Source organism: Phenylobacterium soli, assembly GCF_003254475.1.
GTDB classification, from domain to species: domain Bacteria; phylum Pseudomonadota; class Alphaproteobacteria; order Caulobacterales; family Caulobacteraceae; genus Phenylobacterium; species Phenylobacterium soli.
Genome location: NZ_QFYQ01000001.1, coordinates 2,203,249 through 2,228,780, shown reverse-complemented (window position 1 = coordinate 2,228,780; position 25,532 = coordinate 2,203,249). Strand labels below are relative to the sequence as shown.

24 protein-coding genes are annotated in these 25,532 nt (G+C 71.1%); 14 read left to right on the top strand and 10 right to left on the bottom strand.

Going from position 1 to position 25,532, the window contains the following annotated elements:
* Positions 1–91: 91 nt before the first annotated feature.
* On the top strand, positions 92–676 hold the full coding sequence (locus tag DJ017_RS11035; RefSeq protein ID WP_111528770.1) for an NADPH-dependent FMN reductase: 585 nt from the start codon (positions 92–94) through the stop codon (positions 674–676).
* Between the two features lie 10 nt (positions 677–686).
* Positions 687–1,511: a DODA-type extradiol aromatic ring-opening family dioxygenase gene (locus DJ017_RS11030; RefSeq protein ID WP_227000112.1), complete on the top strand. Its 825-nt coding sequence runs from the start codon at positions 687–689 to the stop codon at positions 1,509–1,511.
* Positions 1,512–1,604: 93 nt separating this feature from the next.
* Here the strand turns inward: DJ017_RS11030 and DJ017_RS11025 are convergent, their stop codons facing one another.
* The 3 genes from DJ017_RS11025 to DJ017_RS11015 form a co-directional block, all read right to left on the bottom strand.
* On the bottom strand, positions 1,605–4,031 hold the full coding sequence (locus DJ017_RS11025) for an ATP-binding protein (RefSeq protein ID WP_111528769.1): 2,427 nt from the start codon (positions 4,029–4,031) through the stop codon (positions 1,605–1,607).
* A 66-nt stretch (positions 4,032–4,097) separates the two neighbouring features.
* The gene (locus tag DJ017_RS11020; protein ID WP_227000215.1) at positions 4,098–4,898 is read right to left on the bottom strand and encodes a TrmH family RNA methyltransferase; all 801 of its coding nucleotides are present in this window, start codon (positions 4,896–4,898) and stop codon (positions 4,098–4,100) included.
* On the bottom strand, positions 4,898–7,024 hold the full coding sequence (locus tag DJ017_RS11015; RefSeq protein WP_111528767.1) for a M13 family metallopeptidase: 2,127 nt from the start codon (positions 7,022–7,024) through the stop codon (positions 4,898–4,900). Before DJ017_RS11015 ends, DJ017_RS11020 begins: the two co-directional genes overlap by 1 nt.
* 187 nt (positions 7,025–7,211) lie before the next feature.
* Here DJ017_RS11015 and DJ017_RS11010 point away from each other — a divergent pair, with 187 nt between their 5' ends.
* The gene (locus DJ017_RS11010) at positions 7,212–8,477 is read left to right on the top strand and encodes a cytochrome P450 (protein WP_111528766.1); all 1,266 of its coding nucleotides are present in this window, start codon (positions 7,212–7,214) and stop codon (positions 8,475–8,477) included.
* Positions 8,478–8,586: 109 nt separating this feature from the next.
* Here DJ017_RS11010 and DJ017_RS11005 read toward each other — a convergent pair whose 3' ends face one another.
* Both DJ017_RS11005 and DJ017_RS11000 read right to left on the bottom strand, forming a co-directional pair.
* Complete coding sequence (locus DJ017_RS11005) at positions 8,587–9,261, bottom strand: hypothetical protein (RefSeq protein ID WP_227000111.1); 675 nt, start codon at positions 9,259–9,261, stop codon at positions 8,587–8,589.
* A gap of 119 nt (positions 9,262–9,380) precedes the next feature.
* Positions 9,381–10,202, bottom strand: coding sequence for an acyl-CoA thioesterase (locus tag DJ017_RS11000; RefSeq protein ID WP_111528765.1), 822 nt, complete (start codon positions 10,200–10,202; stop codon positions 9,381–9,383).
* 126 nt (positions 10,203–10,328) lie between these two features.
* Here DJ017_RS11000 and DJ017_RS10995 point away from each other — a divergent pair, with 126 nt between their 5' ends.
* The 4 genes from DJ017_RS10995 to DJ017_RS20640 all read left to right on the top strand — a co-directional run bounded on the left by DJ017_RS10995 (position 10,329) and on the right by DJ017_RS20640 (position 13,604).
* Complete coding sequence (locus tag DJ017_RS10995) at positions 10,329–11,189, top strand: pirin family protein (RefSeq protein ID WP_111528764.1); 861 nt, start codon at positions 10,329–10,331, stop codon at positions 11,187–11,189.
* A gap of 73 nt (positions 11,190–11,262) precedes the next feature.
* Positions 11,263–11,682, top strand: coding sequence for a nuclear transport factor 2 family protein (locus DJ017_RS10990; protein WP_111528763.1), 420 nt, complete (start codon positions 11,263–11,265; stop codon positions 11,680–11,682).
* Between the two features lies 1 nt (position 11,683).
* Positions 11,684–12,340 (top strand): TetR/AcrR family transcriptional regulator, encoded by a 657-nt coding sequence (locus DJ017_RS10985; RefSeq protein WP_111528762.1) that lies wholly within the window; start codon positions 11,684–11,686, stop codon positions 12,338–12,340.
* A 313-nt stretch (positions 12,341–12,653) separates the two neighbouring features.
* On the top strand, positions 12,654–13,604 hold the full coding sequence (locus DJ017_RS20640; RefSeq protein ID WP_193539999.1) for a helix-turn-helix domain-containing protein: 951 nt from the start codon (positions 12,654–12,656) through the stop codon (positions 13,602–13,604).
* Positions 13,605–13,608: 4 nt separating this feature from the next.
* Here the strand turns inward: DJ017_RS20640 and DJ017_RS10975 are convergent, their stop codons facing one another.
* Both DJ017_RS10975 and DJ017_RS10970 read right to left on the bottom strand, forming a co-directional pair.
* Positions 13,609–14,193 carry a hypothetical protein gene (locus DJ017_RS10975; protein ID WP_111528761.1) on the bottom strand — a complete coding sequence of 195 codons (585 nt, stop codon included), beginning with the start codon at positions 14,191–14,193 and terminating at the stop codon, positions 13,609–13,611.
* 10 nt (positions 14,194–14,203) lie between these two features.
* Positions 14,204–14,974 carry an SDR family NAD(P)-dependent oxidoreductase gene (locus DJ017_RS10970; protein ID WP_111528760.1) on the bottom strand — a complete coding sequence of 257 codons (771 nt, stop codon included), beginning with the start codon at positions 14,972–14,974 and terminating at the stop codon, positions 14,204–14,206.
* A gap of 175 nt (positions 14,975–15,149) precedes the next feature.
* On the opposite strand from DJ017_RS10970, the gene DJ017_RS10965 reads away from it, so the two are divergent.
* The 4 genes from DJ017_RS10965 to DJ017_RS10950 all read left to right on the top strand — a co-directional run bounded on the left by DJ017_RS10965 (position 15,150) and on the right by DJ017_RS10950 (position 20,243).
* Complete coding sequence (locus DJ017_RS10965; RefSeq protein WP_111528759.1) at positions 15,150–17,042, top strand: methanol/ethanol family PQQ-dependent dehydrogenase; 1,893 nt, start codon at positions 15,150–15,152, stop codon at positions 17,040–17,042.
* 5 nt (positions 17,043–17,047) lie between these two features.
* Positions 17,048–18,019: a PQQ-dependent catabolism-associated beta-propeller protein gene (locus DJ017_RS10960; protein ID WP_227000110.1), complete on the top strand. Its 972-nt coding sequence runs from the start codon at positions 17,048–17,050 to the stop codon at positions 18,017–18,019.
* Positions 18,016–18,831: a substrate-binding domain-containing protein gene (locus DJ017_RS10955; RefSeq protein ID WP_111528758.1), complete on the top strand. Its 816-nt coding sequence runs from the start codon at positions 18,016–18,018 to the stop codon at positions 18,829–18,831. Before DJ017_RS10960 ends, DJ017_RS10955 begins: the two co-directional genes overlap by 4 nt.
* Positions 18,832–18,899: 68 nt before the next feature.
* Positions 18,900–20,243, top strand: a complete 1,344-nt coding sequence (locus DJ017_RS10950) for an anthranilate synthase component I family protein (protein WP_111528757.1) — start codon at positions 18,900–18,902, stop codon at positions 20,241–20,243.
* On the opposite strand, the gene DJ017_RS10945 is transcribed toward DJ017_RS10950, so the two are convergent.
* Positions 20,244–20,489 (bottom strand): hypothetical protein, encoded by a 246-nt coding sequence (locus DJ017_RS10945; RefSeq protein ID WP_111528756.1) that lies wholly within the window; start codon positions 20,487–20,489, stop codon positions 20,244–20,246.
* A 349-nt stretch (positions 20,490–20,838) separates the two neighbouring features.
* Here DJ017_RS10945 and DJ017_RS10940 point away from each other — a divergent pair, with 349 nt between their 5' ends.
* Positions 20,839–21,561 carry a Crp/Fnr family transcriptional regulator gene (locus DJ017_RS10940; protein ID WP_111528755.1) on the top strand — a complete coding sequence of 241 codons (723 nt, stop codon included), beginning with the start codon at positions 20,839–20,841 and terminating at the stop codon, positions 21,559–21,561.
* Here the strand turns inward: DJ017_RS10940 and DJ017_RS10935 are convergent.
* On the bottom strand, positions 21,519–22,964 hold the full coding sequence (locus DJ017_RS10935; RefSeq protein WP_111528754.1) for a malonate--CoA ligase: 1,446 nt from the start codon (positions 22,962–22,964) through the stop codon (positions 21,519–21,521). The genes DJ017_RS10940 and DJ017_RS10935 overlap by 43 nt on opposite strands.
* Positions 22,965–23,074: 110 nt before the next feature.
* On the opposite strand from DJ017_RS10935, the gene DJ017_RS10930 reads away from it, so the two are divergent.
* On the top strand, positions 23,075–23,656 hold the full coding sequence (locus DJ017_RS10930; RefSeq protein ID WP_133255448.1) for a flotillin family protein: 582 nt from the start codon (positions 23,075–23,077) through the stop codon (positions 23,654–23,656).
* Positions 23,657–23,779: 123 nt separating this feature from the next.
* Here DJ017_RS10930 and DJ017_RS10925 read toward each other — a convergent pair whose 3' ends face one another.
* Positions 23,780–24,301 (bottom strand): DUF1003 domain-containing protein, encoded by a 522-nt coding sequence (locus tag DJ017_RS10925; protein ID WP_111528752.1) that lies wholly within the window; start codon positions 24,299–24,301, stop codon positions 23,780–23,782.
* 137 nt (positions 24,302–24,438) lie between these two features.
* On the opposite strand from DJ017_RS10925, the gene DJ017_RS10920 reads away from it, so the two are divergent.
* A complete protein-coding gene (locus DJ017_RS10920) occupies positions 24,439–25,530 on the top strand; it encodes a CgeB family protein (protein ID WP_111530054.1) in 1,092 nt (363 codons plus the stop codon).
* The last annotated feature ends 2 nt before the right edge of the window (positions 25,531–25,532 follow it).

Sequence of the window (25,532 nt, the reverse complement as noted above, 5' to 3'; positions counted from 1 at the left end):
TCGGAAGCATACTTATGCACTCAGGGGCGATTATCAACGCACGGGACCGGACCCATCTCCCACTCATCGCAATTCCGGGAGAGTTAGACCGATGTCCGAGACCCGCACCGTCGCCGTCCTGGTGGGCAGCCTCCGCAAGGACTCCGCCAGCCGCAAGATCGCCAAGGCCATCGCCGACCTGGCGCCCGCCAACCTGAAGTTCGACTTCGTCGAGATCGGCGACCTGCCGGCCTACGACCCCGACCTCGAGACTGCAGACGCCCCCGCCGCCTGGACCCGCTTCCGCGGCCAGGTCGCCAAGGCCGACGCCGTCCTCTTCGTCACGCCCGAGTACAACCGCTCCTTCCCCGGCTTCCTGAAGAACGCCATCGACGTGGGCTCGCGCCCCTGGGGTCAGGCGGTCTGGACCGAGAAGCCCGCCGCGGTGGTCTCCACCTCCATGGGCGCGCTCGGCGGCTTTGGCGCCAACCACCACCTGCGCCAGGCGCTGAGCTTCTTCGCCATGCCGATCCTCGGCCAGCCGGAAGCCTATATCGGCAACACCGGCGCCCTGTTCGACGAGAGCGGCGCCTTGACCAGCGAGGCGACGGCCGACTTCCTCAAGACCTTTGGCCAGGCCTTCGCGGGCTTCATCGCCCGCAACACCTCCGACCCGGCGGTCGCCCGCGCGGCCTGAGCCGCCAAGTGTGACCGCCACCACGAAGGACACCTTCGCCATGACGCTGCCGACCTACTTCATCCCGCACGGCGCCGGTCCCTGCTTCTTCATGGAGTGGGGCCGCGGTCCGGCCGGCCAGTGGGACCGCATGGCCGACTGGCTGAAGGGCCTCGTCGAGGGCCTGTCCGAGCGGCCGAAGGCGATCCTCGTCGTCTCTGGCCACTGGGAGGCGGACGCCTTCACCGTGGGCTCGGCGGCCCGGCCGCCGATGATCTTCGATTACTATGGCTTCCCGGCGCACACCTATGAGCTCAGCTTCCCGGCCCCCGGCGCGCCCGACCTCGCCCGCCGCATCCGCGGCCTGATCGCGGCGGCCGGCCTGCCGGCGGCGGAGGATGCGGCCCGCGGCTACGACCACGGCGTCTTCATCCCCCTGCTGCTGGCGACGCCCAAGGCCGACATCCCGGTCGTCCAGCTGTCTCTGCGCCATGACCTCGATCCCGAGGCGCACCTGGCGCTCGGCCGGGCGCTGAAGCCGCTGCGCGACGAGGGCGTGCTGATCGTCGGCTCGGGCATGAGCTGGCACAACATGCGCGGCTTCTCGCCGGCCTTCACCGACCGCTCGGCGGCGTTCGACGCCTGGCTGGAAAGCGCCATGACCGAGCCGGCCCGCCGCGACGCGGCCATCCGCGGCTGGGCCGGCGCGCCCTTCGCCCGCGAGGCCCACCCCCGCGAGGAGCACCTCGCCCCGCTGTTCGTCGCCGCCGGCGCGGCCGAGGGCGAGGCCGGCCGCCTCGCCTTCCGCGACACGGTCATGGACGTGGTGGTGTCCGGATACGAATTCGGCGGCTGATCCCCCAGGCCGCCGCGAGCCGCGGCTCCGCGGCTCAGGCTCCCGTCGCCCGCGCCCAGCACACACCCGCGGGCGGCGGGGCCGCCTCTTCTGCTAGGCCGCCGCGGCGGCTTGCGCGGCCTCGGACTGTTCGGCCGCCGCCAGCACCGCCTCGAACAGGCGGCCGGCCTCGATCGGCTTGGCGACGAAATCGTCCATGCCCGCGGCGCGGTATTCGCTGACCTGGTGGTCCATGGCGTTGGCCGTCAGGGCTACGATCGGCGTCCGCGGCCGGCCCTCCGCCGCCTCGCGGGCGCGGATCTCGGCCGTCGCCGAGGGGCCGTCGAGTTCCGGCATCTGCACGTCCATCAGGATCAGGTCCCAGGGCTCGCGCGCCCAGGCGGCCACCGCGGCGCGTCCGTCGCCGACGATCACCGGCTCCACGCCGATCTGCGCCAGCAGCGTCTTGAGGACGAGCTGGTTCATCGGATTGTCCTCGGCCGCCAGCACCCGCAGCGCCCGACCTTCGGGGGCGGCGCCTGAATCCGAGCGCGGCGCCGGCGCGGGGCGCTGGCTGTCGCTCAGCTTCTTCAGCGGCAGCTCGACGGTGAAGATCGCCCCTGCGCCGAGCTTGGATTCCGCCGTGATCGCGCCGCCCATCATGCCGGCGAGCTCGCGGCAGATGGCCAGGCCCAGCCCCGTGCCGCCGTAGCGCCGGGTGGTCGAGGCGTCGGCCTGCTCGAACTTCTGGAACAGGGTCGCGAGCTTCTCCGGCGCAATGCCGATGCCGCTGTCGCTGACCTTCAGCACCAGGGAGCCCCCACGCCGTGCGACGCCCACCTTCACCTTGCCCTTGTCGGTGAACTTCAGGGCGTTGGAGACGAGGTTGTAGAGGATCTGCCGCACCCGCACCGTGTCGCCGAGGTAGAGCCCCCGCGCCGACGGCGCGACCTTCAGCTCGAACTTGACGCCCTTGGCCTGGGCGGTGGCTGCGAAGGTCGCCTGGGCCGCGCGGGCGAGTTCGCCGATGTCGAACTCCGTCTCCTCCAGCTCCAGCTTGCCGGCCTCGATCTTGGAGAGGTCGAGCACGTCATTGAGGATCGCCAGCAGCGCCTCGCCCGACTGGCGGATCACGTCCAGGCGCTCGCGCTGCGGCCCGGCCAGTTCGTCGCGGGCCATGGCCTGGGCCATGCCGAGCACCCCGTTCAGCGGCGTGCGGATCTCGTGGCTCATCGTCGCCAGGAAGGCGCTCTTGGCCCGGGTGGCGGCCTCGGCCTCTTCCTTGGCGCGCACCAGGGCCTGCTCGGCCTGCTTGCGCTCGGTGATGTTCTGCAGCGCCCCGATCAGGCGGACCACCCGGCCGTTCTCGTCGGTGATCATCCGGGCCGAGCCCGCCGCCCAGACGACCTTTCCGTCGCTGCGGATGGTCCGGTACTCCGGATTGTAGGGCGTGCCATCGCGCAGGTGCCGTTCCCACATCGCCTGGGCGGCCGGCAGGTCGCGCGGATCCACCCCGCCCCAGATGTCGCGCAGCAGGTCGCGGTAGCTCAGCGGTTCGGTGAAGAAGGTGTCCTCCGCCCCGACCTTGGTCAGCTCGCGGCGGATGTAGTCCATCTCCCAGACGTGGATCTCGGAGATCTCCAGGGCCAGCTTCAGCCGCTCCTCGGAGCGCTCGCTGGCCTCCAGCGCCTCCACCATGTCGGTGATGTCGTGCGAGGCGACGATGATGCCGGCCACCTCGCCGTCGGCGTCCCGCCAGGGCGTCAGTTCGGTGCGCACCCACTGGGTCGACCCGTCAGGGCCTTCCACCTCGCCGCGATCCGACTGGATCGCCTCGCCCGCGAGGCAGCGGTCGAAGGTCGGTTGCCAGGCCTTCGCCTGGGGCATGATGTCGGTCAGCTTGCGCCCGATGGCCGCCCGCCGGGTCACGTCGCGCGACTCCAGCCAGCGTCGGCTCGCCCCCATGATGTGCAGTTCGGCGTCGAGCATCAGCAGCGACAGCGGCGCGGAGTCGATGATCGCCCCCAGCACCTGGCGCACCGCCCGGCTCTCCTGCTGCGAGCGCTCCTGCGCGGCCTGGCTCTGCACCCGCAGCCATTCGTCGGCGCAGAGGTCGGCGATGTCCATCAGCCGCGCCTCGAGCTCCGCGTCGCGCTTGCGCGGCTCGCGGGCCCCGACCACCAGCGCCCCCGGCACCGCGCCGTCGGGCAGGCGGATCGGCGCGGCCACGATCATCCGCAGGCCCTTCTCGCCGGTGACGTAGACGCTGTCCCGGAAGCGCGGATGCTCGCGCGCGTCGGCGATCCACACCGGCTTGCCGGCGGCGATGGCCATCTCGGTCAGGGTCGCCTTGTCGCCGAGCGTGTTCTCCGGGTCGTGGCTGCGCCACGGCTTACCGTCGATCAGGATGGTGATCTGCGCCTTGGCGGGCGCGAGCAGGGTCTCGGCCAGCCGCGTCAGGCGCCCGAAGACGCCCGAGGACCGTTCGAAGCCGGCCGGCGTAGGCGTCGCCCCGCCGCTTGCCTTTCTGGCAACCGTCATCGCTCCCCCGAGAAGACCCCGTTCTCTTTGGACAAGATCATGCTCTTCAGGGGGTTAAGTATGCCTTTAAGCAGCGCCCCTCAGCTCGGCCAGGCGGTTCAGCACGATGCCGCTGGTGGTCGCCACGTTGAGCGAGTCGAAGCCGCCGGCCATCGGGATGCGCACCGTGCGGCAGCGCGCCAGGACGGCCTCGGGCAATCCCGGGCCCTCGGCGCCGAACAGCGCCGCCTGTCGCGGCGCCGCGGTCAGCTCCGCCAGCCGTTCGGTCCCGCCCGGCGTCAGGGCCAGGACCTCGAATCCGCGCCCCGCCAGCAGCTCCACCAGGTCCGACTCCGTGCGGGCGAAGGGCGTCGTCAGGGCCGCGCCCACCGACACCCGGATCGCCTTTCGATAGAGCGGATCGCAGCAGTCCGCGCCGACCAGCACCGCGTCCGCCCCGAACGCCGCGGCGTTGCGGAACAGCCCGCCCATGTTGTCGTGGTTGGCGATGCCCTGGAGGGCGACGACCAGCGCCTTGGCCGGCAAGGCGTCCAGCAGCGCCTCGGCCGCCGGCTCCGCCCGCTCGCCGATCCCCAGCACGCCGCGATGGATGGGAAAGCCGACGATGGCGTCCATCACCCCTTGCGAGGCCGCATAGACCGGAACCTCCGCCGCCAGGCCCGCCAGCCGCTCCGCCACCGCCGCCACCCGATGCTCGGCGGCGAGCACCGAGCGCAGCGGATGGCGGCCGGCGGCGACCAGCTTCTCCAGCACCACCAGCCCCTCCGCCACGAAGCGCCCTTCGCGGCCTACCAGGTCGCGCTCGCGCACCCCGCGATAGTCGGCGATCCGCGGATCGTCGGGGTCGGCGATGGCGATCGGCGCGATCACCAGATCCGCACGCGCTTCTCGGGCGGCAGGGCCAGCTTCTGGTCGGGCTTGACGTCGAACGCGCCGTACCAGGGGTCGAGGTTGCGCACGATGTCGGCGCGGTATTCGCCCGGCGAGTGGCCGTCCGTGATGAGGGCCCGCCGCAGCGCCGCCTCGCGGTACTTGGTGGCGTAGTCCTGCGCCCAGCCGAGGAAGAACCGCTGGTCGGCGGTGTAGCCGTCGATCACCGGCGCCGGGGCGCCGTTCAGCGACAGCCGATAGGCGTCGTAGGCCGTCGCCAGCCCGGCCAGGTCGGCGATGTTCTCACTCAGCGTCTGCTGGCCGTTCACGTGCAGGTCCGGCAGCGGCTGGTAGGCGTCGTACTGGCGGGCGAGCGCCTGGCCGGCGGCCTTGAAGTGAGCCATGTCCTCGGGCGTCCACCAGTTGCGCAGGTTGCCGTGGGCGTCGAACAGGGCGCCGTTGTCGTCGAACGAGTGGCTGATCTCGTGGCCGATGACGCCGCCGATTGCGCCGTAGTTCACCGCCGGGTCGGCGTGCGGGTCGAAGAACGGCGGCTGCAGGATCGCGGCCGGGAAGATGATCGAGTTCTGCAGCGGCGCATTGAGCGCGTTCACCGTCTGCGGGGTCATGTACCACTCGCCGCGGTCCACCGGATGGCCGAGCTTGGCGAGGTTGCGGCGGTACTCGAAGAGTTCGGCCCGCTGCTGGTTGCCGTAGGCGTCGCCGGGCGTGACGGTCAGGCCCGAATAGTCGCGCCACTTGTCCGGATAGCCGACGCCCACCTGGAAGGTCGCCAGCTTGGCGTGCGCCTTGGCCTTGGTCGCCGGCGACATCCAGTCCAGCCGGTCGATGCGCTTGTCGAAGGCGGCCAGGATGTTCTTCACCATCCCCTGCACCTGCGCCTTGTCCTCCGGCGGGAAGTACTTGTCGGCGTAGAGCTTGCCGATCGCCTCGCCGAGCGCGGCGCTGGTGTAGGCGACGCCGCGCTTCCAGCGGGCCTCCTGCTCCGGTGTTCCGGAGAGCGTCTTGCCCTGGAAGTCGAAGTTCTCGTCGACGAAGGCCTTGGACAGGAACGGCGCCGCCCGCTCGGCCGCGTGATAGGTCAGGTAGTCCTTCCAGGTGGCGAGCGACGTCGTCGCCGTCAGCTTGGAGAGGCCGCTGATCGCGCTCGCCTGCCAGGCGCCGATCTCCGGCTGACCGGAGAGCCCGGCCGCCTCGAAGAAGGCCGGCCAGTCGAGCCCCGGCGCCTTCTTCGGGAAGTCCGCGAGTTTCCAGCGGGTGTTGGTCCTGGTGACGTCGCTGGTCTCGGTCGGGGTCCAGTGGACGCGGGCCATGGCGGTCTCCAGCGCCACGATCCGCTTGGCCTTGGCCGCCGCGTCCGGCTCGCCCGCCAGGGTCAGCATCCGCGCCACGTGGGCCTCGTACTTGCCGCGGATCTCGACGAATTTGGGCGAGTTCGACAGGTAGTATTCGCGGTCGGGCATGCCGAGCCCGCCCTGCAGCATGTAGGGCTCGTAGCGGCTGGTGTCGTTGAGGTCCTCCACCACCCACAGGCCGAACAGGCGCGGCGTGTAGGTCGAGGTGGCGTTCAGCACGTCGACGTCGGCCCGCAGCGTCGAGCCGAGGTAGCGCGCCAGCCCCTTGCGGTCGTGGATCCCGGCGATGGTCGCGAGCTCCGGCTTGAGGGGCGTGGCGCCCAGCGCCTCGATCGCCGCCTCGTCCATGAAGCTCGCGTAGAAGTCGCCGATCTTGCGGGCTTCCGAGCCCTCCGGCGCCCGGGCCTCGGCCTGCGCCTGGATCAGGGTCCGGGTGCGCTCGGAGGCCACCTGCCGCAGCTTGGCGAAGCTCGTGTAGACCGAGCGGTCGGCGGGGATCTCGGTGCGCTTCAGCCAGCTGCCGTTGGCGTAGCGGAAGAAGTCGTCGCCCGGCGCCACCGAGGGGTCGAGGTTCGTCAGGTCGACGCCGAAGGCGCCGAGCTCCGGCTTCGGCGCCGGCGCGGCCGCGGGGATCGGAGCGGGGGGCGGCGGGGCGGCGGCGGCGCTGGGCGGCGCAGCGTGGCCGGCGCAGGCGGACGTCAGGACGGCGGCGGCCGCGGCGGCCAGCCAGGCGTTGCGTAGGGTCATCGAAGGGCTCCCGATCGGCGCGGCTTGGACTCGCGCCGTGATTTTGGCCTGTCATATACGCCGGCCCGCCGGGGCGCAGGTTACGGCTTTGTCACATCTTTTCCGCCCACCGATGTGAGCAACGGCAAAGTTGACGCGGCCGTCATTTAAGCGTTACGCCACGGCCCAACGAAGCGGAGGAAGACCGATGGCCGATGGGAACATGACGCTGCAGCAGGCGCGCGACGAGGCCTACGGCCAGCCGCTCGATCAGCTCGATCCGGCCCAGCCCCGCCTCTTCCAGGCCGACGCCCACTGGCCGTTCTTCGAGCGGCTGCGCAAGGAAGACCCGGTCCACTTCACCGCCGACAGCGAGTTCGGCCCGTACTGGTCGGTGACCAAGTACAACGACATCATGGCGGTCGACACCAATCACGAGGTGTTCTCCTCCGACTTCATGAAGGGCGGCATCACCATCGGCGGGGGCAACGCCAACTTCGACCCGCTGCCGATGTTCATCGCCATGGACCCGCCCAAGCACGACGTGCAGCGCAAGGCGGTCTCTCCAGCCGTCGCCCCGCCGTCGCTCGCCGCCATGGCGCCGCAGATCCGCGAGCGCGCCGCCGGCATCCTCGACGCCCTGCCGATCGGCGAGGAGTTCGACTGGGTGGACAAGGTCTCCAAGGAGCTGACGGCGATGACCCTCGCCACGCTCTTCGACGCGCCCCAGGCCGACCGCCGCAAGATTACCTACTGGTCCGACGTGGTCACCGCCATCCCGACGCCGGGCGGCCTCGTCGAGACCTTCGAGCAGAAGATGGAGATCTTCGGGGAGTACCAGGCCTACTTCAACGGCCTGTGGAACCAGAAGGTCAACGCCGAGCCGCACCACGACCTGATCTCGATGCTGGCCCACCACCCGGCCACCCGGAACATGGAGCCGCGCGAATACTTCGGGAACATCGTGCTCCTGACCGTCGGCGGCAACGACACCACCCGCAACACCATCTCGGGCTCGGTCTATGCGCTGAACAAGAACCCCGACCAGTACAAGAAGCTGCGCGAGAACCCTGCCCTGATCCCCTCGATGGTCTCCGAGACCATCCGCTGGCAGACTCCGCTCGCCCACATGCGCCGCACCGCGGTGCGCGACATCGAGTTCCAGGGCAAGACCATCCGCGAGGGCGACAAGGTGGTCATGTGGTACGTCTCGGGCAACCGCGACGACGAGGTGATCGACAACCCGAACGCCTACATCATCGACCGCGAGCGGCCGCGCACCCACATCTCCTTCGGCTTCGGCATCCACCGCTGCGTCGGCAACCGCCTGGCCGAGCTGCAGCTCACCATCATCTGGGAAGAGATGCTCAAGCGCTTCCCCGAGATCGTCGTCACCGGCGAGCCCAAGCGCAGCTTCTCCACCTTCGTGAAGGGCTACGAGACCCTCCCGGTCATCATCCCGACGCGTAACTGAGACCGCGGGCCTGGCGGAGCCCCCGCATCAGGAAAACCGCAGAAGGCCGCAGAAAACGTAGAAAAAATTCTGCGCCCGCCTGCGTTTTTTGCGGTTTGATCCTTTAGTGTCAGACCCCCACCGGCCGGTCCGGGAAGGCGAGCTGATCGCGGGCCCGCCACTCCTCGGTGACGTAGTTGACGATGATCGAGCGGCGCACGCCCTCGATCGGCCGTGGCTCCACCCCGTGCCAGGTGTCCGCGGCGGGCACGAACAACAAGGCCGAGTTCCAGCCGAACGGCACGGTCTCGGCCCAGGCGCCTGGCCCGGAATAGAGGTCGGTGCCCAGCCCCTCCTGACCGCCCTGGCCGAGCTGGAAGAGCATGGTGAAGGCCTTCACCCCGAGGTCGGTGTGTGGCTCCAGCCAGAAGCCGTCGAGGTCCAGGGCGTACTCGATGCGCAGGTAGGTCCCGACCAGCAGGGCGCCGGTCAGCAGCATCAGGGCCTGCACGATGCGCGGTGACTGGAACGCCTCGGCGAGCGCCCTGGCAGGGGCGAACCGCTCCAGCACATCGCCGGCGAAATAGGCCCGCTGGTCGTTGTGCAGCTCGCGGCGTCCCGAGACACCGCCCAGGTCCACGGGGTTGAGCGGCAGCCGGGCGAGCGCCTCGGCCAGGCGGGGCGGCAGCAGCCTTGTCACCCGCCAGTTGACGAACGGGCTCGCGCGCTGCTCGGCGGCGGCGAGGCTCGCCAGCAGGGTGTCTTCGAGGGTCTCTGCCGGACCGGCGACAGCGGCGTGCGCCAAGGGGCGCCTCCTTCTCGCGATCATTGTGGCGCCGCGCCGAAGCCCGCGCCCCATCAAAAGCGATGACGCCGCCGCTCGCGCGGCCCCTCAAGCCCCCTGAAGAACCGCGGCCCTGCGCCTCAGCGGTCGGCCGAGCTTTCCCGCACCCGCACGATCACCGACTGGCTGGCCGTAGCCATCAGTTCGCCGTCCTGGGCGAACAGGTACATGGCCCCGTGGCCGAAGCCGCCGTGGACGCCATGGATGCGGATGTCGCAGAGCACCCACTCGGTGGGCACGATCCGGCGGACGCGGATGGTGTTGTCCAGGCTGTTGCCGCCGGCGTTCTTGCCCAGGGCGTTGCCGATGCCCGAGGGCACGAAGTCGGCCATCACCGCCAGCATGGAGGCGTCGATGGCGAAGCGCTCGCGCGGCCGGATCCACAGCAGCGAGCGGCCGTCCGCCTCGGGGTTGCCCACCCGGCCCATGCCGTAGTTGCCCTTGGCCACCCGCACCTCGATGCGGCTGTGCAGGCCCTCCTCGGCGCCCCGCCAGTGCTCGGAGACCTCGCAGTCCTCCGGCCGCGGCGCCTCGGGCATCTCCAGCCACTGCTGCGACAGCTCGCTCGGGCGGGAGCCGAGCGCCGCATTGACCGTGAAGATCTCCTTGTCGTCCACGTGGCCGACGACGCGCGCCTGGGTGTTGTACTTGCCCTCCGCCGGCGTCCAGACGTCCAGGTCGACCACGCTCGGCGGCCGGGCATAGGACAGGTACTGCGCCGTCGCCCAGATCACCGGCCGACCGCACGTCCGCTCCATGGCCGAGATCGCCGAGGCCAGGCCGACGCCGCCGAACATGAACATGTTGCCGGGCGGGCCGACGCACACCGCCGGGCTCAGCGGCATGTACCAGCGGTGCGGGTTATGGGTCGGGCGAAGGTCGAAGAAATGCGGCTGATCCATGGGTTGCTCTAGAGGCCCAAAGGTCCCGGTTTCGCAAGTGCGAAACGGAGCGAATGTGACCCTGGGTCACTATATGCTGGCCAGGAAATCCATCCGGTAATCCAACGGGAGCCGTCAGGAGCCGCCATGCCCGCCAAGACCGTCGTCGCCCAGCATGCCGCCTATCGCGACGACATCGGCGACCTTGTGACCACCCGCCCCGTGCCGGGACCGGACCTCGACCAGGTCGACCCCTTCCTGTTCCTCAACCACCACGGCCCGCAGACCTATCCGCCGAACAACCGCGGGCTTCCGTTCGGCCCGCATCCGCACCGCGGGTTCGAGACCGTCACCTTCATCCTCGAGGGCGAGCTCGCGCACCGCGATTCCGCCGGCCACGAGAGCGTCATCAAGGCCGGCGGGGTGCAGTGGATGACCGCCGGCTCCGGCATCGTCCATTCCGAGGTCTCGCCCGAGGCCTTCCTGCGCGACGGCGGGCCGATGGAGATCCTCCAGCTCTGGGTCAATCTGCCCGCCCGCCTGAAGATGACCCGGCCGCGCTATGTCGGCGTGCAGGCCGACCAGATCCCCGCCCTCACCGCCGACGACGGCCGCGTCACCGTGCGCCTGATCTCCGGCCGCTGGGGCGGGCGCGAGGGGCCGATCGCCTCGCTCACCGGCGTCTTCATGTCGGTGCTCGAGCTGAAGAAGGGCGGCAAGGCCGGCTTCGGCTCGCTCGGCGGCCGCAGCGTCTTCCTCTACCTGGTCCGCGGCGAGGTGAAGGTGAACGGCGTCGCCGCCAGCGCCCAGCACCTGGTCGAGCTCGACCTTTCCGGCGACACCCTGGAGATCGAGGCCTCCTCCGACGCCGTCCTGCTGTTCGGCCACGCCGATCCGATCGGCGAGCCGGTCGTCGCCCACGGTCCGTTCGTCATGAACACCCGCCAGGAGATCCTCGACGCGATCCGCGACTACCAGGCGGGCCTGTTCGAGAACATATCGGCATGAGACGATTGTATTGACATGAGACTTCCGTCTCATTAAATCCCGCCTCCAGCAACACACACGCTGGAGCGAAGACATGCGCCTCACCCCCGAACAGATGGATCACAAGATCGACGAGCACTTCGCCTTCGAGGCGGCCGACGACGTGGAGGGCGTGCTGGCCACCCTCTCGGAGGACGTCGAGCACGACGTGGTCGGCTGGCCGACCGGCCCGGTGCACGGCCGCGAGGCGACCCGCCCCTTCTACGTCAGCCTGTTCGGCGACCTCGCCGATGGGTCGGTGAAGCCCCTGCGCCGTCTCTACGGCGACAACTTCCTGGTGGACGACAGCCTCTGGACCGGCCGCGCCACCGGCAAGCCGTTCGGCCTCGACGGCCGCGGCCGGCCGCTCGAGTTCCGCCTGCTGCACGTGGTCGAGTTCAACGAGGGCGGCGACATCAAGCGCGAGAACGTCTGGCTCGACATGGCCGCCATCTTCCAGCAGCTGCAGGACTGACGTGACGCCCCCCGCCAGCGCCCTCGCCTCCGAGACCGGCCGGGTCAACCAGAAGCGCCGCACCCGCAAGACGCTGCTGGAGACCGCCGCCCGCCTCGCCCGCGAGGGCCGCACCCCGACGCTGGAGGAGGTGGCCGAGGCCGCCCTCGTCTCCCGGGCGACCGCCTACCGCTACTTCCCGAGCATCGAGGCCCTCATGGTCGAGGCCGCGCTCGACGTCGCCGTCCCCGAGCCTGACGCCCTCTTCGCCGGCGGCGGGCCGGCCGACGCCGTGGCGCGCTTCGCCCACGTCGAGGCCGCCTTGCACGAGATGATGGCTGCCAACGAGGTCCAGCTTCGGATGATGCTCGTCCACTCCCTCGAACGGCGCCTGCGCGGCGAGGCCGACGATGGCCTTCCGGCGCGCCAGAACCGCCGCGTGCCCCTGCTGGAGGCGGCGCTCGAGCCGGTGAAGGACGAGTTCGCCCCCGCCGACCGCCGCCGCCTGATCGAGGCCCTCTCCCTGATCGTCGGCATCGAGGCCATCGTCGTCCTCAAGGACGTCCTTCAGCTCGACGAGCCGCAGATCCGCGAGGTCAAGCGCTGGGCCGTGAAGGCCCTGGTCGAGGCGGCGCGCAAGCAGGCGAGTTCGCCGCTCTATCCTGAACTGGCGCCCTGACCGCCGCTCGCCCGAACGCCACGCCCCTCCGCGCAAGGCCGCTTTGCTTACCCCACGGCGGGGGCGCAAGGTGGGCTCCAGTGGTCGCGGGACGGCGTCCACGGAGGAGCGACCGATGAACGGCAAGACCGTGATCCACAGCGCCTCGGCGGCGAGCGCGCGCGCCGCCCTCACCCGGCGCCGACGCAAGGGGACGTTGATCCACAGCCCCGCGATCATATAACGTCGTTCTACCTGAGGGCGAACGATGCAACGAGCGACCCCGACTTCGCCGGTAGCCGGACCCGGTCCGCCGGCGGCTCAGATGCGGCTGATGAGCCGATTGTCGGTGGAGTGCATCCTCGACCTGGTGGCGATCCGCCGAAACGGCCGCAACGTCCTCGACATGCTGCTGACGGCTGCGATCGTCCAGGCCAACCTCGCCGAGATCAACCGCCGCGCCGACCTGCAGATGACCTATGCCGACGTCGGCGCGGTCGTGCCGGACGAACTTCGCCGTCCGATCCACCTCCTGGCCATCGCAAACTCGCTGGGCGCGCCGTTCGAGACGGTCCGCCGCCGGGTGAAGGCGATGGTCGACGACGGCCTCTGCCGCCTCGGGCCCGACGGCGTCATCATCCCGGCCGAGGTGCTCACCAGCCCGGTCAACGTGGCGACCGGCCTCAGGGCCTATGAGCGGATGCGCACCTTCTACTACCAGCTCATGGACGCCGGCCTGCTGGCCGACCTGCCGCCCCCGAGCGTCGGCCTCACCGCCGACGCGACGCCGCTGCGCGCGGTCGGACGCCTGCTGTTCGACTATGTGCTGCGCGTCGTCGACACCCTCGGGCCCATCACGCCGGACCTGCTGGACCGGCTGATCTTCCTCGAGATCTTCCGCGAGAACGTCGAAGGCTTCCCCGTCGAGGTGGTCGGCGGGGACACCCTCGAGGCGCGCGATATGGTCCCCGACGCCGATCGCCGGCCGATCGTCATCCGGACCCTCGCGGACCGGCTAGGCCTGCCGCTGGAGACCGTCCGCCGCCATGTGGCCGCGCTGGTCGCCGAAGGCGTCTGCGAGCGAAGGGAAACGGGGCTGATCGTACCCTCCACCGCGCTCGGGCGTCCGCCGGTGCGCGCCGCCATCCAGGCGAACGCGGCCAACCTGCACCGCCTGTTCGCCGGCCTGTCACAGCTTGGCGTGCTCCGGCTCTGGGACGCCATGCGCCCGGAGTCGGGGGGCCCGGTCAGCGGGCGCCAGGGCCTCGGGGACCAGACCCCCTAGCGGCTCAGACGTTCGGCGGCAGCAGCAGGCAGGCCCGGGCCAGCGACACCCGCGTCAGCTCGCGCCGGCGGGCGAAGATCTGCATCGCCTCGGTGGTCGGATCGCGGCTCTTCTGCCACTCGCCGAGGTCGGCGTAGCGGGTCATCAGGAGGAGGCGCCGCGCGCCGGCGTTCCGCTCGGCGGCCGTCGGCTCCACCGCGAACAGGCCATAGATCCGGGCGTCGAACTTGGCCTCGAAGTCCGGCCAGGCCGCGCCCGAGAGCTGCACGAACTCGTCGAACGCCGCCCCGTCGATGGTGAACCAGTTGTGGACGTAGATGCCGCCGGTCTCGGGCCGGGCGTTCTGGTGCGGCCGCAGGGTCGGCGACATCCGGCTCCACTCGGCCGAGGCCGCGCCGGTGCCGCGCAGCACCGCGTCCGAGGTCGCCCGCTCGTCGGTCAGCACCAGGGCCTCGTTGGAGGCGTAGCCCAGCAGCGGGGCGAACACCCCCAGCACGCCGGGCCCGCCGCTGGCGTAGACCTGGTCGGCCAGCGCCCGCTGGCTGTTGCGCTCGCGGCCGACCCGAAGCTCGTAGTAATTGTAAATCAAATGCTTGACCCTAGAAGTTCACACGCCGCGAGATCGCCCCGTCGACCACCATGTTGATCCCCGTGGTGAAGGCCGAGCGGGGGCTCGCCAGGAACACCGTGGCCGCCGCCACCTCCTCCGGCGTCGCCATGCGGCCGGTCGGGTTGCGCTTGATCATCTGGTCGAAGAAGCCGGGCATCCCCTGCTTGACGTTGCCCCAGACGCCGCCCTCGAAGAACACCGTGCCCGGCGAGACCACATTGCAGCGCACCTTGTTCGGCGCCGCCTCGCGGGCCACGCCCTTGGCGAAATGGATCAGCGCCGCCTTCATCGCCCCGTAGCAGCTCGGGTTGTCCGCCTCGGCCGCCGAGATCGAGGAGGTGATGACGAAGCAGGCGTCACCGTGCGCGCCGGCCGCCTTCTCGAGGTGCGGCCGCGCCGCGTCCCAGGTGCGCACCGCGCCCATCATGTCGACGTCGAACATCGCCTTCCAGGCGTCCTCGCCGTTGCCCTGCACCAGGGCCGAGGCGTTGGAGACCAGGACGTCGATGCCGCCCAGCGCCTGGGCCGCCGCCTCGATGAAGGCCTTCAGCACCGGGCCGTCGGCGATGTCCACCGCCTGGCCGAAGGCCTTGACGCCCTTGGCTTCCAGCGCCTTCACCGCCTGCGCCACCTGCTCGGCGTTGCGCGCGCAGATGGCGACGTTGGCGCCCTCCTCGGCGAACAGTTCGGCGATCGAGCGGCCGATGCCGCGCGAGGCGCCGGTGACCACCACGGTCTTGCCCTTGAGCTGAAGGTCCATGTCGTTCCCCTGTCTAGTCGGTTGTCTTTAAGGCCCGGTTGCGAGCGCCGTATTTCCGCGAGGAATTGCGTCGAGGAACCGAGCAGCCCGCTGAAAAGATGTTCTGCCGTGATCCATACGCCCCAGCTTGGCGTTACGGACGTGGATTCGACCCTGGGTGTCCGCGATGGCAGCAATGACGGAGCAGGCTTGCGACGGCAACGGAAACCGCCCAGCCCGCTGGCGAGGCCTCGCCGCCCTGCTCCTGGTCCTGGTCCTGGCCGCGCCCCTCACGCTTTCCCTGGCCGGCTGCAACCGCAAGCCGCCGCCGCCCACCGGCCCGGCCCACATCGCCCCGCTGCCGGGGTCCACCGGCGCGACGGCGCAGATCCCGGCCGAGGACGGCCAGTGGACGATGCCGGCCAAGGACTACGCCTCCACCCGCTTCTCCGGCCTCGATGAGATCAACACCGCCAACGTCGCCGGCCTGAAGGTCGCCTTCACCTTCTCCACCGGTGTCAACAAGGGCCACGAGGCCGCGCCCCTGGTGGTCGGCTCGACCATGTACGTGGTCACCCCCTACCCCAACGACCTCTACGCCCTGGACCTGACCAAGCCCGGCGCGCCGGTGAAGTGGAAGTATTCGCCCAAGCCCAAGCCCGCCTCGCAGGGCGTCGCCTGCTGCGACGTGGTGAACCGCGGCGTCGCCTACGCCAACGGCCGCATCTTCATGAACACCCTCGATGGCTTCACCATCGCCGTCGACGCCAACAGCGGCCAGGAGGTCTGGCGCACCCAGCTCGGCGACATCAACAAGGGCGAGACCATCACCATGGCCCCGCTGGTGGTGAAGGATAAGGTCCTCGTCGGCGACAGCGGCGGCGAGTTCGGCGTCCGCGGCTGGCTCGTCGCGCTCAACGCCGCCGACGGCAAGATCGCCTGGAAGGCCTACCACACCGGCCCCGACAAGGACGTCCTGATCGGGCCGGACTTCCACCCCTTCTACGACCAGGACAAGGGCAAGGACCTCGGCGTCTCCACCTGGCCGCCGGACGCCTGGAAGATCGGCGGCGGCACCATGTGGGGCTGGATCTCCTACGACCCGGCGACCAACACCATCTTCTACGGCACCGCCAACCCAGGCCCTTGGAACGCCGAGCAGCGGCCCGGCGACAACAAGTGGACCGCCGGCATCTTCGCCCGCGACGCCGACACCGGCCAGGCGAAGTGGTTCTACCAGATGAACGACCACGACGTTCACGACTACGACGGCATCAACGAGAACCTGCTGCTCACCGTCCCGGTGGGCGGCCAGCCGCGCAAGGTCGTCGCCCACCCCGACCGCAACGGCTACCTCTACCTGATCGACCAAGGCACCGGTCAGGCCCTCTCGGCCGATCCCTACGCCAACATCAATTCGAGCTTCGGCGTCGACCTGAAGACCGGCCGGCTGAAGAAGAACCCGGAGAAGGTGCCCCAGGTGGGCAAGGTGGTGCGCGATATCTGCCCCACCGCCTCCGGCTCCAAGGACTGGAACCCCTCGGCCTTCTCGCCGCGCACGGGCCTCCTCTACATCCCCCACGAGAACCTCTGCATGGACTGGGAGAACGTCCAGGCCAACTACATCGCCGGCACGCCCTACGTCGGCGCCGAGGTGCGGATGAAGGCCGGTCCCGGCGGCAACCGCGGCGCCTTCACCGCCTGGGATCCGGTCCGCCACGCCGCGGTGTGGGAGATCAAGGAGGACCTGCCGCTGTGGTCCGGCGCCCTCGCCACCGCCGGCGACCTCGTCTTCTACGGCACCATGGAAGGCTGGTTCAAAGCCGTCGACGCCCGCACCGGCAAGCTCCTCTGGCAGTTCAAGGCCGCCTCCGGGATCATCGGCCAGCCGATCGCCTACCGCGGTCCGGACGGCCACGAGTACGTCGCCGTGCTCGCCGGCGTCGGCGGCTGGGCCGGGGCCATCGTCTCCGGCGACCTCGACCCGCGCGACCCCACCGCGGCCCTCGGCTTCGTCGGCGCGGTGCCGGACCTGAAGCAGAAGACCACCGCCGGCGGCGTGCTCTACGTCTTCGCCCTGCCGGGCTGAGGCCGATGCGGGGGGCGCTCATCCCGATCCTGGCGGCGCTGGGACTGTCCGCCTGCGCCGGGCCCAGGGCCGCGCCCCACACCATCTGGGTCTCCGACGAGCAGGCCGACGTGGTGCACGTCATCGACGGCGCCACCCTGAAGGAGACCGCCGCCCTGCATCTCGGCCGCCGGCCCCGCGGCCTCGCCGTCTCGCCCGACGGCGCGACCCTCTACGTCGCGGTCTCGAAGGACGACCGCATCGCCGAGGTCGACGTGAAGACCCGCCGGCTGCGCCGCTATCTCGCCTCCGGCTCCGACCCCGAGCGCTTCGCCCTCGCCCCGGACGGCCGCACCCTCTACGTCGCCAATGAGGACGAGGGCGCCGCCTCGGCCGTCGACCTCGCCGCCGATCGCGTGGTGCGCCGGACCACCGTCGGGCCGGAGCCCGAGGGCATGGCCGTCAGCCCCGACGGGCGCCTCGTCGTCTGCACCTCGGAAGGCGCCAGCCTCGTCCACTTCATCGACGCCGCCACCGGCGCCCTCGAGGACAGCATCCTCGTCGGCGCGCGGCCGCGCGACGCCCGCTTCACCCCCGACGGCAAGCGGCTCTGGGTCACCTCGGAATCCCGCGCCAGCGTGGCGGTGTTCGACCCCGCCGCCCACAGGCTCCTCGCCACCCTCGACCTGCGCAAGGCCGACCCGCCGCCCAACGTCCAGGCCGTCGGGCTCGCCATGACCCGGGACGGCGGGCGGGTCTATGTCGCCGCCGGCCGCGGCGACCACGCCGCCGAGATCGACCCGGCCACCCTCAAGGTCACCCGCTGGTTCAAGACCGGCCAGCGCACCTGGGGCATCGCCCTCTCGCCCGACGAGAGCCGCCTCTACGCCGCCAGCGGCCTCTCCGGCGACCTCGCCGTCATCGACCTCAAGTCCGGCCGCACGATCCGGACCCTTAAGCTCGGCGGGCGCCCCTGGGGCGTGGTCACCACGCCATGACCAGCCGCCGGCCCTTTCTCCTGCCCTTCCTCGCCCTCCTGGCCCTCGCCGCCTGCGCCCCGCGCGAGCGCGTGCTGAGGGTCTGCGCCGACCCCAACAACCTGCCGTTCTCCAACCGAGCCGGGCAGGGGTTCGAGAACAAGCTCGCCGAGCTGGTCGCCGCCGACCTCCACGCCCGCATCGACTACACCTGGTGGGCCCAGCGCCGCGGCTATGTGCGCAACACCCTGAAGGACCGCCGCTGCGACCTCTGGCCGGGCGTCGCCACCCAGGTCGACATGCTCGCCACCACCCAGCCCTACTACCGCTCCACCTATGTCTTCGTGAGCCGCGCCGACCGCCGCCTGAACCTCGCCTCCTTCGACGATCCGCGGCTGAGGCGCCTGAAGATCGGCGTCCAGATGATCGGCGACGACGCCCAGAACACCCCGCCCGCCCACGCCCTCGCCCGGCGCGGCATCCTCGGCAACGTCCGCGGCTACATGCTCTACGGCGACTACAGCCGGCCCAACCCGCCGGCCGAGATCGTCCAGGCCGTCGACCGCGGCGACATCGACTTGGCGGTCGTCTGGGGTCCGCTGGCCGGCTATTTCGCCCGCTCGGCCGCCCATCCCCTGACCCTCACCCCGGTGCAGCCCTGGCTCGACGGACCCCAGTGGCCGATGGTCTTCGACATCTCCATGGGCGTGCGGCGCGACGACCCCAAGCTGAAGGACGAGCTCGACGCGGTGCTCGAGCGGCGCGCCCCGCAGATCCGCGCCCTCCTGGCGCGCTACGGCGTCCCCGTCCTGGCCGATCCCGCCGCCGGCTAGGACATCGGCCGAAGCCACGCTATGTCGCGCGCAATGATGGCATCCGTCCCCCTCAGGGTCGCCGGTCCATGAGGGCCTATGCCCAGGTCGCCCTCCCCTGGTCCGATCCCGTCGCCGCGCTCGGCCGGGTCGCCGACCAGCCGTGGGCGATCGGCTTCCTCTCCGGCGGATCGCAGCCCGGCGCGCGCTGGTCCTACGTCGCGGCCGAACCGGCGAAGACCCTCAGCCTGCGCCCGATCGACGAGGCCGAGCCCTTCGCCGCCCTCGCCGAGCTCGCCGGCCCCGTCGTCGAGCCCGATCCGAACGGCCCGCCGTTCCAGGGCGGCGTCGCCGGCCTCGCCTGCTACGAGCTCGCCGACCGGCTGGAGGCCCTGCGCCTGCCGCGCCTCGGGCGCTGGCCGGACCTCGCCGCGGCCCGTTATCCGGCCGTCCTCGCCTTCGACCACGCCGAGCGCCGGGTCCTCGCCCTTGGCCGCGGCGCCGAACCCGCGGAGGCGGAGGCCGCCGCCGCCCGCGCCGCCGCCTGGCTCGACCTGCCGGCGCCTGCGCCCAAGCGCCTCGACGCGCGGCTGGAGGCCGACGATCCGGCCGCCTACGAGGCCGCCGTCGCCGACGTCGTCCGCCGGATCGGCGAGGGCGAGATCTTCCAGGCCAATATCGCCCGGCGCTGGCGCGGGCGCCTGGCCGCCAAGGCTCGTCCCTTCGATCTCCTCGCCGCCCTCGCCGCCGACAGCCCCGCGCCCTTCGCGGCCTATCTTCGGCTGCGCGACCGCGTCGTGATCTCCAACTCGCCCGAGCGCTTCGTCCAGGCGGGCCGGGAGGGGGAAGGCCTCCTCGCCCGCACCGAGCCGATCAAGGGCACCGCGCCCCGCGGCGCCGACCCCGCCGCCGACGCGGCCCAGGCCGCCGCCCTCGCCGCCTCCGAGAAGGACCGCGCCGAGAACCTGATGATCGTCGACCTGATGCGCAACGACCTCTCGCGGGTCTGCCGGGCGGGCGGCGTCGCCGCGCCCGAGCTGTTCACGGTCGCCACCTTCGCCAACGTCCACCACCTGGTCTCGACCGTCACTGGCCGCCTCGCCGAAGGCCGCAGCGCCCTCGACCTCCTCGCCGCCTGCTTCCCGCCGGGCTCGATCACCGGCGCGCCGAAGGTCCAGGCCATGAAGGTCATCGCCGGCCACGAGGCGCCGCGCGGCCCCTTCTTCGGCTCGATGTTCCTGCTGGGCGCCGACGGAACCCTGGACTCCAACGTCCTCATCCGCACCGCCGCCTTCACCCTCGAACGCGACGGCTGGCATGTGGAGGCGCGGGCCGGCGCCGGCATCGTCGCCGACAGCATCCCCGCCCTGGAGCGCCAGGAGACCGAGGCCAAGATCTCCGCCCTCGCCGCCGCCCTCGGCGGCGCGCGCTAGCTAGGCCGCCCGCCCCTCCTGGGCGGCGGGCCGCGCCCCATCCTCGGCCGGCGCGTTGTCGGCCGACGCATTCTCGGCCAAGGCCTTCTCGGCCAACGCCCGGATCACGCAGGCCGCCGCCATGGCTCGGCTCTGGGCCCGCCCCTGCGCCGACACCCGCCCTTCGCCGTCGAAGGCCGTCCAACGCCACTCTCCCTCGCCCCTCGAAAGGCGGTAGCCGAAACAGGCCGGACCTTGCAGGCTCATGGGCAGGCGATCCTTACGCTTACAGGTCCGCGCACAACGAAGTCGTGGCGCCTGCGTTGCGAGACTTGCCAAATATCTAGGCAAGACGGCCGCTTAGCTCTCGAAGCTCATATGTCGCCTTGAGCACACAGCAGGGTCGGAGAAACGACAGAACTCTGAGGCATCGGCGCCTATGACGCTTGTGGCTGTACTTGCCGACACTGGACGCGCCCCCCGCCAATGCAAGGCGCGCGGGAACCTTCGCCGGGCTCGCGGGTTTCTGAAACCTGTGGGGCGATGGGCGTTGGGGCTCGCACCCTGCCAACGAAGTTCGGGGAACACCGGGATGACGGGCCGGTTCAGCACTCATTTGGGCGTTCGCCCCCTCGATCCAGTCCTAAGGCGCGTCCGCAGCCTCGGCGCCATTCCTGAGAACGAAATCGAGCTGATCCGCAGCCTCAGCGAACGGCGCGAGCGCCACTATCCGGGCGAGCAGCTCGCGGCCGAGGGCGACGCAGGCAGCCGCCCGCGGTTCGTGGTCTCCGGCTGGGCCTGCCGCCAGCGGCTGATGCCCGACGGCCGGCGACAGATCTTCAGCCTGCTTCTGCCCGGCGACTGCCTGGGCTTCGGCGGCCGCCCGCCGCTCGCCGGCATCGTCGCCCTCACCGCCCTCGAGACCATCGACGCCAGCGGCGTGCATGAGATCCTCCGCCGCGGCCTCGCCCCCGGGCTCGCCCGCGCGGTCGCCGCCGCCGACACGATCGAGGACGCCCTGCTCCTCGATCACGCGGTCCGCCTGGGCCGCCTCACCGCCCTGGAGCGCGTCGCCCACTTCCTGCTTGAGCTTCAACAACGCCTGGAGATCGTCGGCCTCGGCGACCACCAGCGGTTCCCGCTGCCGCTGACGCAGGAGATGCTCGCCGACACCCTGGGGCTGTCCATCGTCCACGTGAACCGCACCCTGCAGCAGCTCCGCCGCGCGGCCCTCATCGAGCTCCGCTCCGGCGTCGCCATCCTGCTGCAGCCCGAGGCCCTGGCGAAGCTCTGCGACTATCGCGGGACGGCGGCGGTCCCGGCGAACAGGGCGGCGTAGCGCTCGCGCAGCAGCTTCTTCTGCACCTTTCCCATGGTGTTGCGCGGCAGCTCGTCCACGAACACCACGCGCTTCGGCGTCTTGTAGGCCGCCAGATCGCGCCGCGCGGACGCGATCAGCGCCGCCTCGTCCAGGCGTGCGCCCGGCGCGCCGATGACCACCGCCACCACGCCTTCGCCGAAGTCCGGGTGCGGCACGCCGATCACCGCGCTCTCCACCACCCCCGGCGTCTCGTCGAGCACCAGCTCGACCTCCTTGGGATAGACGTTGTAGCCGCCCGAGATGATCAGGTCCTTGGCCCGGCCGGAGATCCACACGCGGCCGTCGGCGTCCTGCCGGCCCACGTCGCCGGTGATGAAGAATCCGTCGGCGGTGAACTCCTCCGCCGTCTTCTCCGGCATCCGCCAGTAGCCGCCGAACACGCTCGGCCCGCGGATCTGGATCACGCCGGTGTCGCCGCCGCCCTCGCCCGCATCGATGCGCAGCTCCACCCCCGGCAGCGGATAACCGACCGAGCCGGCGATGCGCTCGCCGTCCAGCGGGTTGCTGGTGATGATGACCGCCTCGCTCATGCCGTAGCGCTCGAGGATGCGCATTCCCGTCCGCTGCTCGAAGTCCTCAAAGGTCGAGGGAAGCAGGGGGGCCGAGCCGCAGATGAACAGTCGCATGTGCGCCGCCGCCTCGCGGGTGAAGCCCGGATTGGCCAGGAGCCGGGTGTAGAAGGTCGGCACCCCCATCATCACCGTCGCCCGCTTCAGCCCGGCCAGCACCTCGGCGTCGGCGAACTTCGGCAGCCAGACCATCGGCGCGCCGGACAGGAAGGCGCAGTGCATGGCCACGAACAGGCCGTGGACGTGGAAGATCGGCAGGGCGTGCAGCAGCACGTCGTCGGGCGTGAAGCCCCAGGCCCGGTGCAGCGCCAGGGCGTTGGCCGCCAGGTTGCCGTGGCTCAGCATCGCCCCCTTGGAGCGCCCCGTCGTGCCCGAGGTGTAGATGATCGAGGCGAGGTCGAAGGCCGCCCGCGCCACCGGCTCGACGAGGGGCGCCGCCGCCTCCGCCTGCGCCACGAAGGCCGACGGATCGTCGACGAACACCTTCGGCTCGGCGTCCTTGCGGAAGTATTCGACCTCGGCCGCCGTGTAGGCCGAGTTGAGCGGCAGATAGACCGCCCCCGCCTTCAGCGTGCCCAGATAGACCATCACCGCCTCGGGGCTCTTCTCCGCCTGCAGCGCGACCCGATCCCCCGGCTCCACCCCCAGCGCCTTCAGGTGGCCCGCGACCTGCGCCGCCCCGGCCTCCAGCGTCCCGTAGCTGATCTCCCGCCCGTCGCTCAGGATGAAACAGGCCTTGTCCCGCGCGGCCGCAAACCCGGCCGCCAGCAGCTCATACAGGTTCTCGCTCATCCCCTCCCTCTAGCACCACCTCTCCCGCCAGCGGGAGAGGGCTCCCCCTCGGGGGGAGCATCTGCATTTGACATTTGCCTTTCCGGGATTTTCATGTTCTACTTTTGTTCATGGTGACCGAGGTCGATCTCCAGGCCGGCCTGAGCCGTCTCTTCCATCTCGGGATGGAACTGGCCGAGCGCATCCAGCAGGACGCCATGGAGGCCGAGCAGCCGGAGACCCGCGCCAAGCTCGCCACCGCCTTCCACCGCATCTCCCGCTCCGTCCGTCAGACCGCCGCCCTCAAGCTGCGCCTGGAACGCGAGGCCAAGCGCGCTGTCCGCGAGGACCAGGCGGCGGTCCGCGCCGACCGTGAGCGCCAGGTCGACCTGCGCAAGACCCGCATCAAGGCTCGGGTCGAACAGCTCATCTGGACCGAGTACGAAGGCGAGGACGCCGACAGGCGCGAAAGCATCCTCGAGGACCTCCTCGACGCCGACGCTCTCGAAGACGACTTCCTGGACCAGGATCTCGACACCCAGGTCGCCCGCCTCTGCCTCGACCTGAACCTTCCTTCTCCCCTTGCGGGAGAAGGTGGCGGGCGAAGCCCGACGGATGAGGGGTCGATGATCCCTTCCACCGCCGCTCAAGACCGCGACGCCTTCGACGCCGCCCCCCTTCTCCCACAACGGGAGAAGGAAGACCCCGGCTGACCCCGAGCCGTCACGCGCCCCCAACACCACGAAACCCCGAACCCCGCGCAGCTCGACCGACCTGCGCCGCGCCTGCGCGCGCCCAGCGCTTCCGCGCCTTTCGTGTCTTTCGTGGTCCGGCCCCTACTCCCGCATCGCCTCCTCCTGAGCCTCGATCTCCTCGAGCACCGCCTCGGGCTCGACCTCGCGCGCGATCTCCTCGAGCTCCGGCTGCGGCAGGTCGGCCACCCCGACCTTCTCGGCCACCGCCCGCAGCAGGCGCACGAGCTGGGTGATCTCGTATTCGGCCAGCAGGTTGATCTGCAGGTCCAGGGCCGCCCGCTTCTCGGCCAGGGCGGCGGTGCGGTTCTGGCTGATCAGCACGAAGGTGGTCAGGAAGATCGCCTCCACCGAGGCCACCGTCGCCAGGATCACGAAGCTCGGGTCGAACGGGCGGACGCCGGGCGCCCAGCCGAGGTTGGTCGCCACCCAGCCGCCCACCAGCACGACGTGCACGCCGACGAACGCCAGAGACCCGGTGAAGGCCGTGATCCGATCGGCCAGCCGTTGGGCGAGGCTCGCCTCGGCCTCCTCGCGCTCCCGCTGGGCGCGCATGGCCTCGATGTTGCGGCGGAGCACCGCGGCCATGTCCCGCGCCTCGCGCATCCGGCCCGCCTCGGCCGCTCTCTCGCCCCCGCTCCTGCCGGTACCGTCCGCGCCGTCCATGCGGCCGGAACCCCCGTCGAAGCCGGCTCGTTCCGTCCCCAGGGCCAGGCGCACGCCGTGGCCGAGGGATGATGCGCATGAAGCTCGTGGTCTTCGGCCTGACGGTGTCGTCGTCCTGGGGCAATGGCCACGCGACGCTCTGGCGGGGACTGATCAAGGCGCTCGCGGCGCAACAGTGTGAGGTGACCTTCTTCGAGCGCGACGTCCCCTACTACGCCCGCCACCGCGACCTCTTAGACCTCCCCGCCGGCGAGCTCGTGCTCTACGCCGACTGGGCCGACCTCGCCGCGCGCGCCCTCTCCGAGATCCGCGCCGCCGACGCGGTGATCGTCACCTCCTACTGCCCCGACGGCCCGGCCGCCGCCGCCCTCGCCTGCGAGGCCGCCCGCCGGGCGGTGTTCTACGACATGGACACGCCGGTCACCCTCGCGCGGCTCGCCGCCGGCGAGGGGGTCGACTACCTTCCCGCCGAGGGCCTCTCGGCCTTCGACCTGGTCCTCAGCTACACCGGCGGCGAGGCCCTGGTGCGGCTGGAGCGCGAGCTCGGCGCGCGCCGCGCCCTGCCGCTTTACGGCCACGTCGATCCCGACGCCCATCGCCCCGGCCCGCCGCAGCCGCGGTTCGCGGCCGACCTCTCCTACCTCGGCACCTATGCGACCGACCGCCAGCCGACCGTCGCCGCCCTCTTCGCCGAGCCGGCGCGCCGCCGGCCCGACCTGCGCTTCCTGCTCGGCGGCTCCGGCTACGGCGAGGCCTTCCCGTGGAGCGATAACATCTTCTTCCTCGACCACGTCGCCCCGCCCGAGCACGGCGCCTTCTTCGCCTCTTCGAGCCTGACCCTGAACGCCACCCGCCGCGACATGGCCGACCTCGGCTACTGCCCCTCCGGCCGGCTGTTCGAGGCCGCCGCCTGCGGGGCGCCGATCCTGACCGACGTCTGGGAAGGCCTCGACCTGTTCTTCGAGCCGGGCCGCGAGATCCTCACCGCCCGCACCACCGACGACGCCCTGGCCGCCCTCGACCTTGCGCCCGCTGACCTCGCGGCCGTCGCCGCGGCCGCCCGCGAGCGCACCCTCGACGAGCACACCAGCGCCCGCCGCGCCGGCCAGCTCATCGGCTATCTCTCCGCCTCGTCCCCGGCCGCGGCCGGGGACCTCCAGGAGGCCTGAGC

Bases quoted from the DNA above. Each gene is read 5' to 3' on its own strand.
- DJ017_RS11015 (WP_111528767.1), bottom strand. From the start codon at position 7,024: ATGACCCTACGCAACGCCTGGCTGGCCGCCGCGGCCGCCGCCGTCCTG.
- DJ017_RS10950 (WP_111528757.1), top strand. From the start codon at position 18,900: ATGAGGGCCTATGCCCAGGTCGCCCTCCCCTGGTCCGATCCCGTCGCC.
- DJ017_RS10930 (WP_133255448.1), top strand. From the start codon at position 23,075: ATGGTGACCGAGGTCGATCTCCAGGCCGGCCTGAGCCGTCTCTTCCAT.
- DJ017_RS10935 (WP_111528754.1), bottom strand. From the start codon at position 22,964: ATGAGCGAGAACCTGTATGAGCTGCTGGCGGCCGGGTTTGCGGCCGCG.
- DJ017_RS10965 (WP_111528759.1), top strand. From the start codon at position 15,150: ATGACGGAGCAGGCTTGCGACGGCAACGGAAACCGCCCAGCCCGCTGG.
- DJ017_RS20640 (WP_193539999.1), top strand. From the start codon at position 12,654: ATGAGCCGATTGTCGGTGGAGTGCATCCTCGACCTGGTGGCGATCCGC.
- DJ017_RS11025 (WP_111528769.1), bottom strand. From the start codon at position 4,031: ATGACGGTTGCCAGAAAGGCAAGCGGCGGGGCGACGCCTACGCCGGCC.
- DJ017_RS10990 (WP_111528763.1), top strand. From the start codon at position 11,263: ATGCGCCTCACCCCCGAACAGATGGATCACAAGATCGACGAGCACTTC.
- DJ017_RS11000 (WP_111528765.1), bottom strand. From the start codon at position 10,202: ATGGATCAGCCGCATTTCTTCGACCTTCGCCCGACCCATAACCCGCAC.
- DJ017_RS11010 (WP_111528766.1), top strand. From the start codon at position 7,212: ATGGCCGATGGGAACATGACGCTGCAGCAGGCGCGCGACGAGGCCTAC.
- DJ017_RS10960 (WP_227000110.1), top strand. From the start codon at position 17,048: ATGCGGGGGGCGCTCATCCCGATCCTGGCGGCGCTGGGACTGTCCGCC.
- DJ017_RS10955 (WP_111528758.1), top strand. From the start codon at position 18,016: ATGACCAGCCGCCGGCCCTTTCTCCTGCCCTTCCTCGCCCTCCTGGCC.
- DJ017_RS10945 (WP_111528756.1), bottom strand. From the start codon at position 20,489: ATGAGCCTGCAAGGTCCGGCCTGTTTCGGCTACCGCCTTTCGAGGGGC.
- DJ017_RS10925 (WP_111528752.1), bottom strand. From the start codon at position 24,301: ATGCGCGAGGCGCGGGACATGGCCGCGGTGCTCCGCCGCAACATCGAG.
- DJ017_RS11035 (WP_111528770.1), top strand. From the start codon at position 92: ATGTCCGAGACCCGCACCGTCGCCGTCCTGGTGGGCAGCCTCCGCAAG.
- DJ017_RS10995 (WP_111528764.1), top strand. From the start codon at position 10,329: ATGCCCGCCAAGACCGTCGTCGCCCAGCATGCCGCCTATCGCGACGAC.
- DJ017_RS10920 (WP_111530054.1), top strand. From the start codon at position 24,439: ATGAAGCTCGTGGTCTTCGGCCTGACGGTGTCGTCGTCCTGGGGCAAT.
- DJ017_RS10970 (WP_111528760.1), bottom strand. From the start codon at position 14,974: ATGGACCTTCAGCTCAAGGGCAAGACCGTGGTGGTCACCGGCGCCTCG.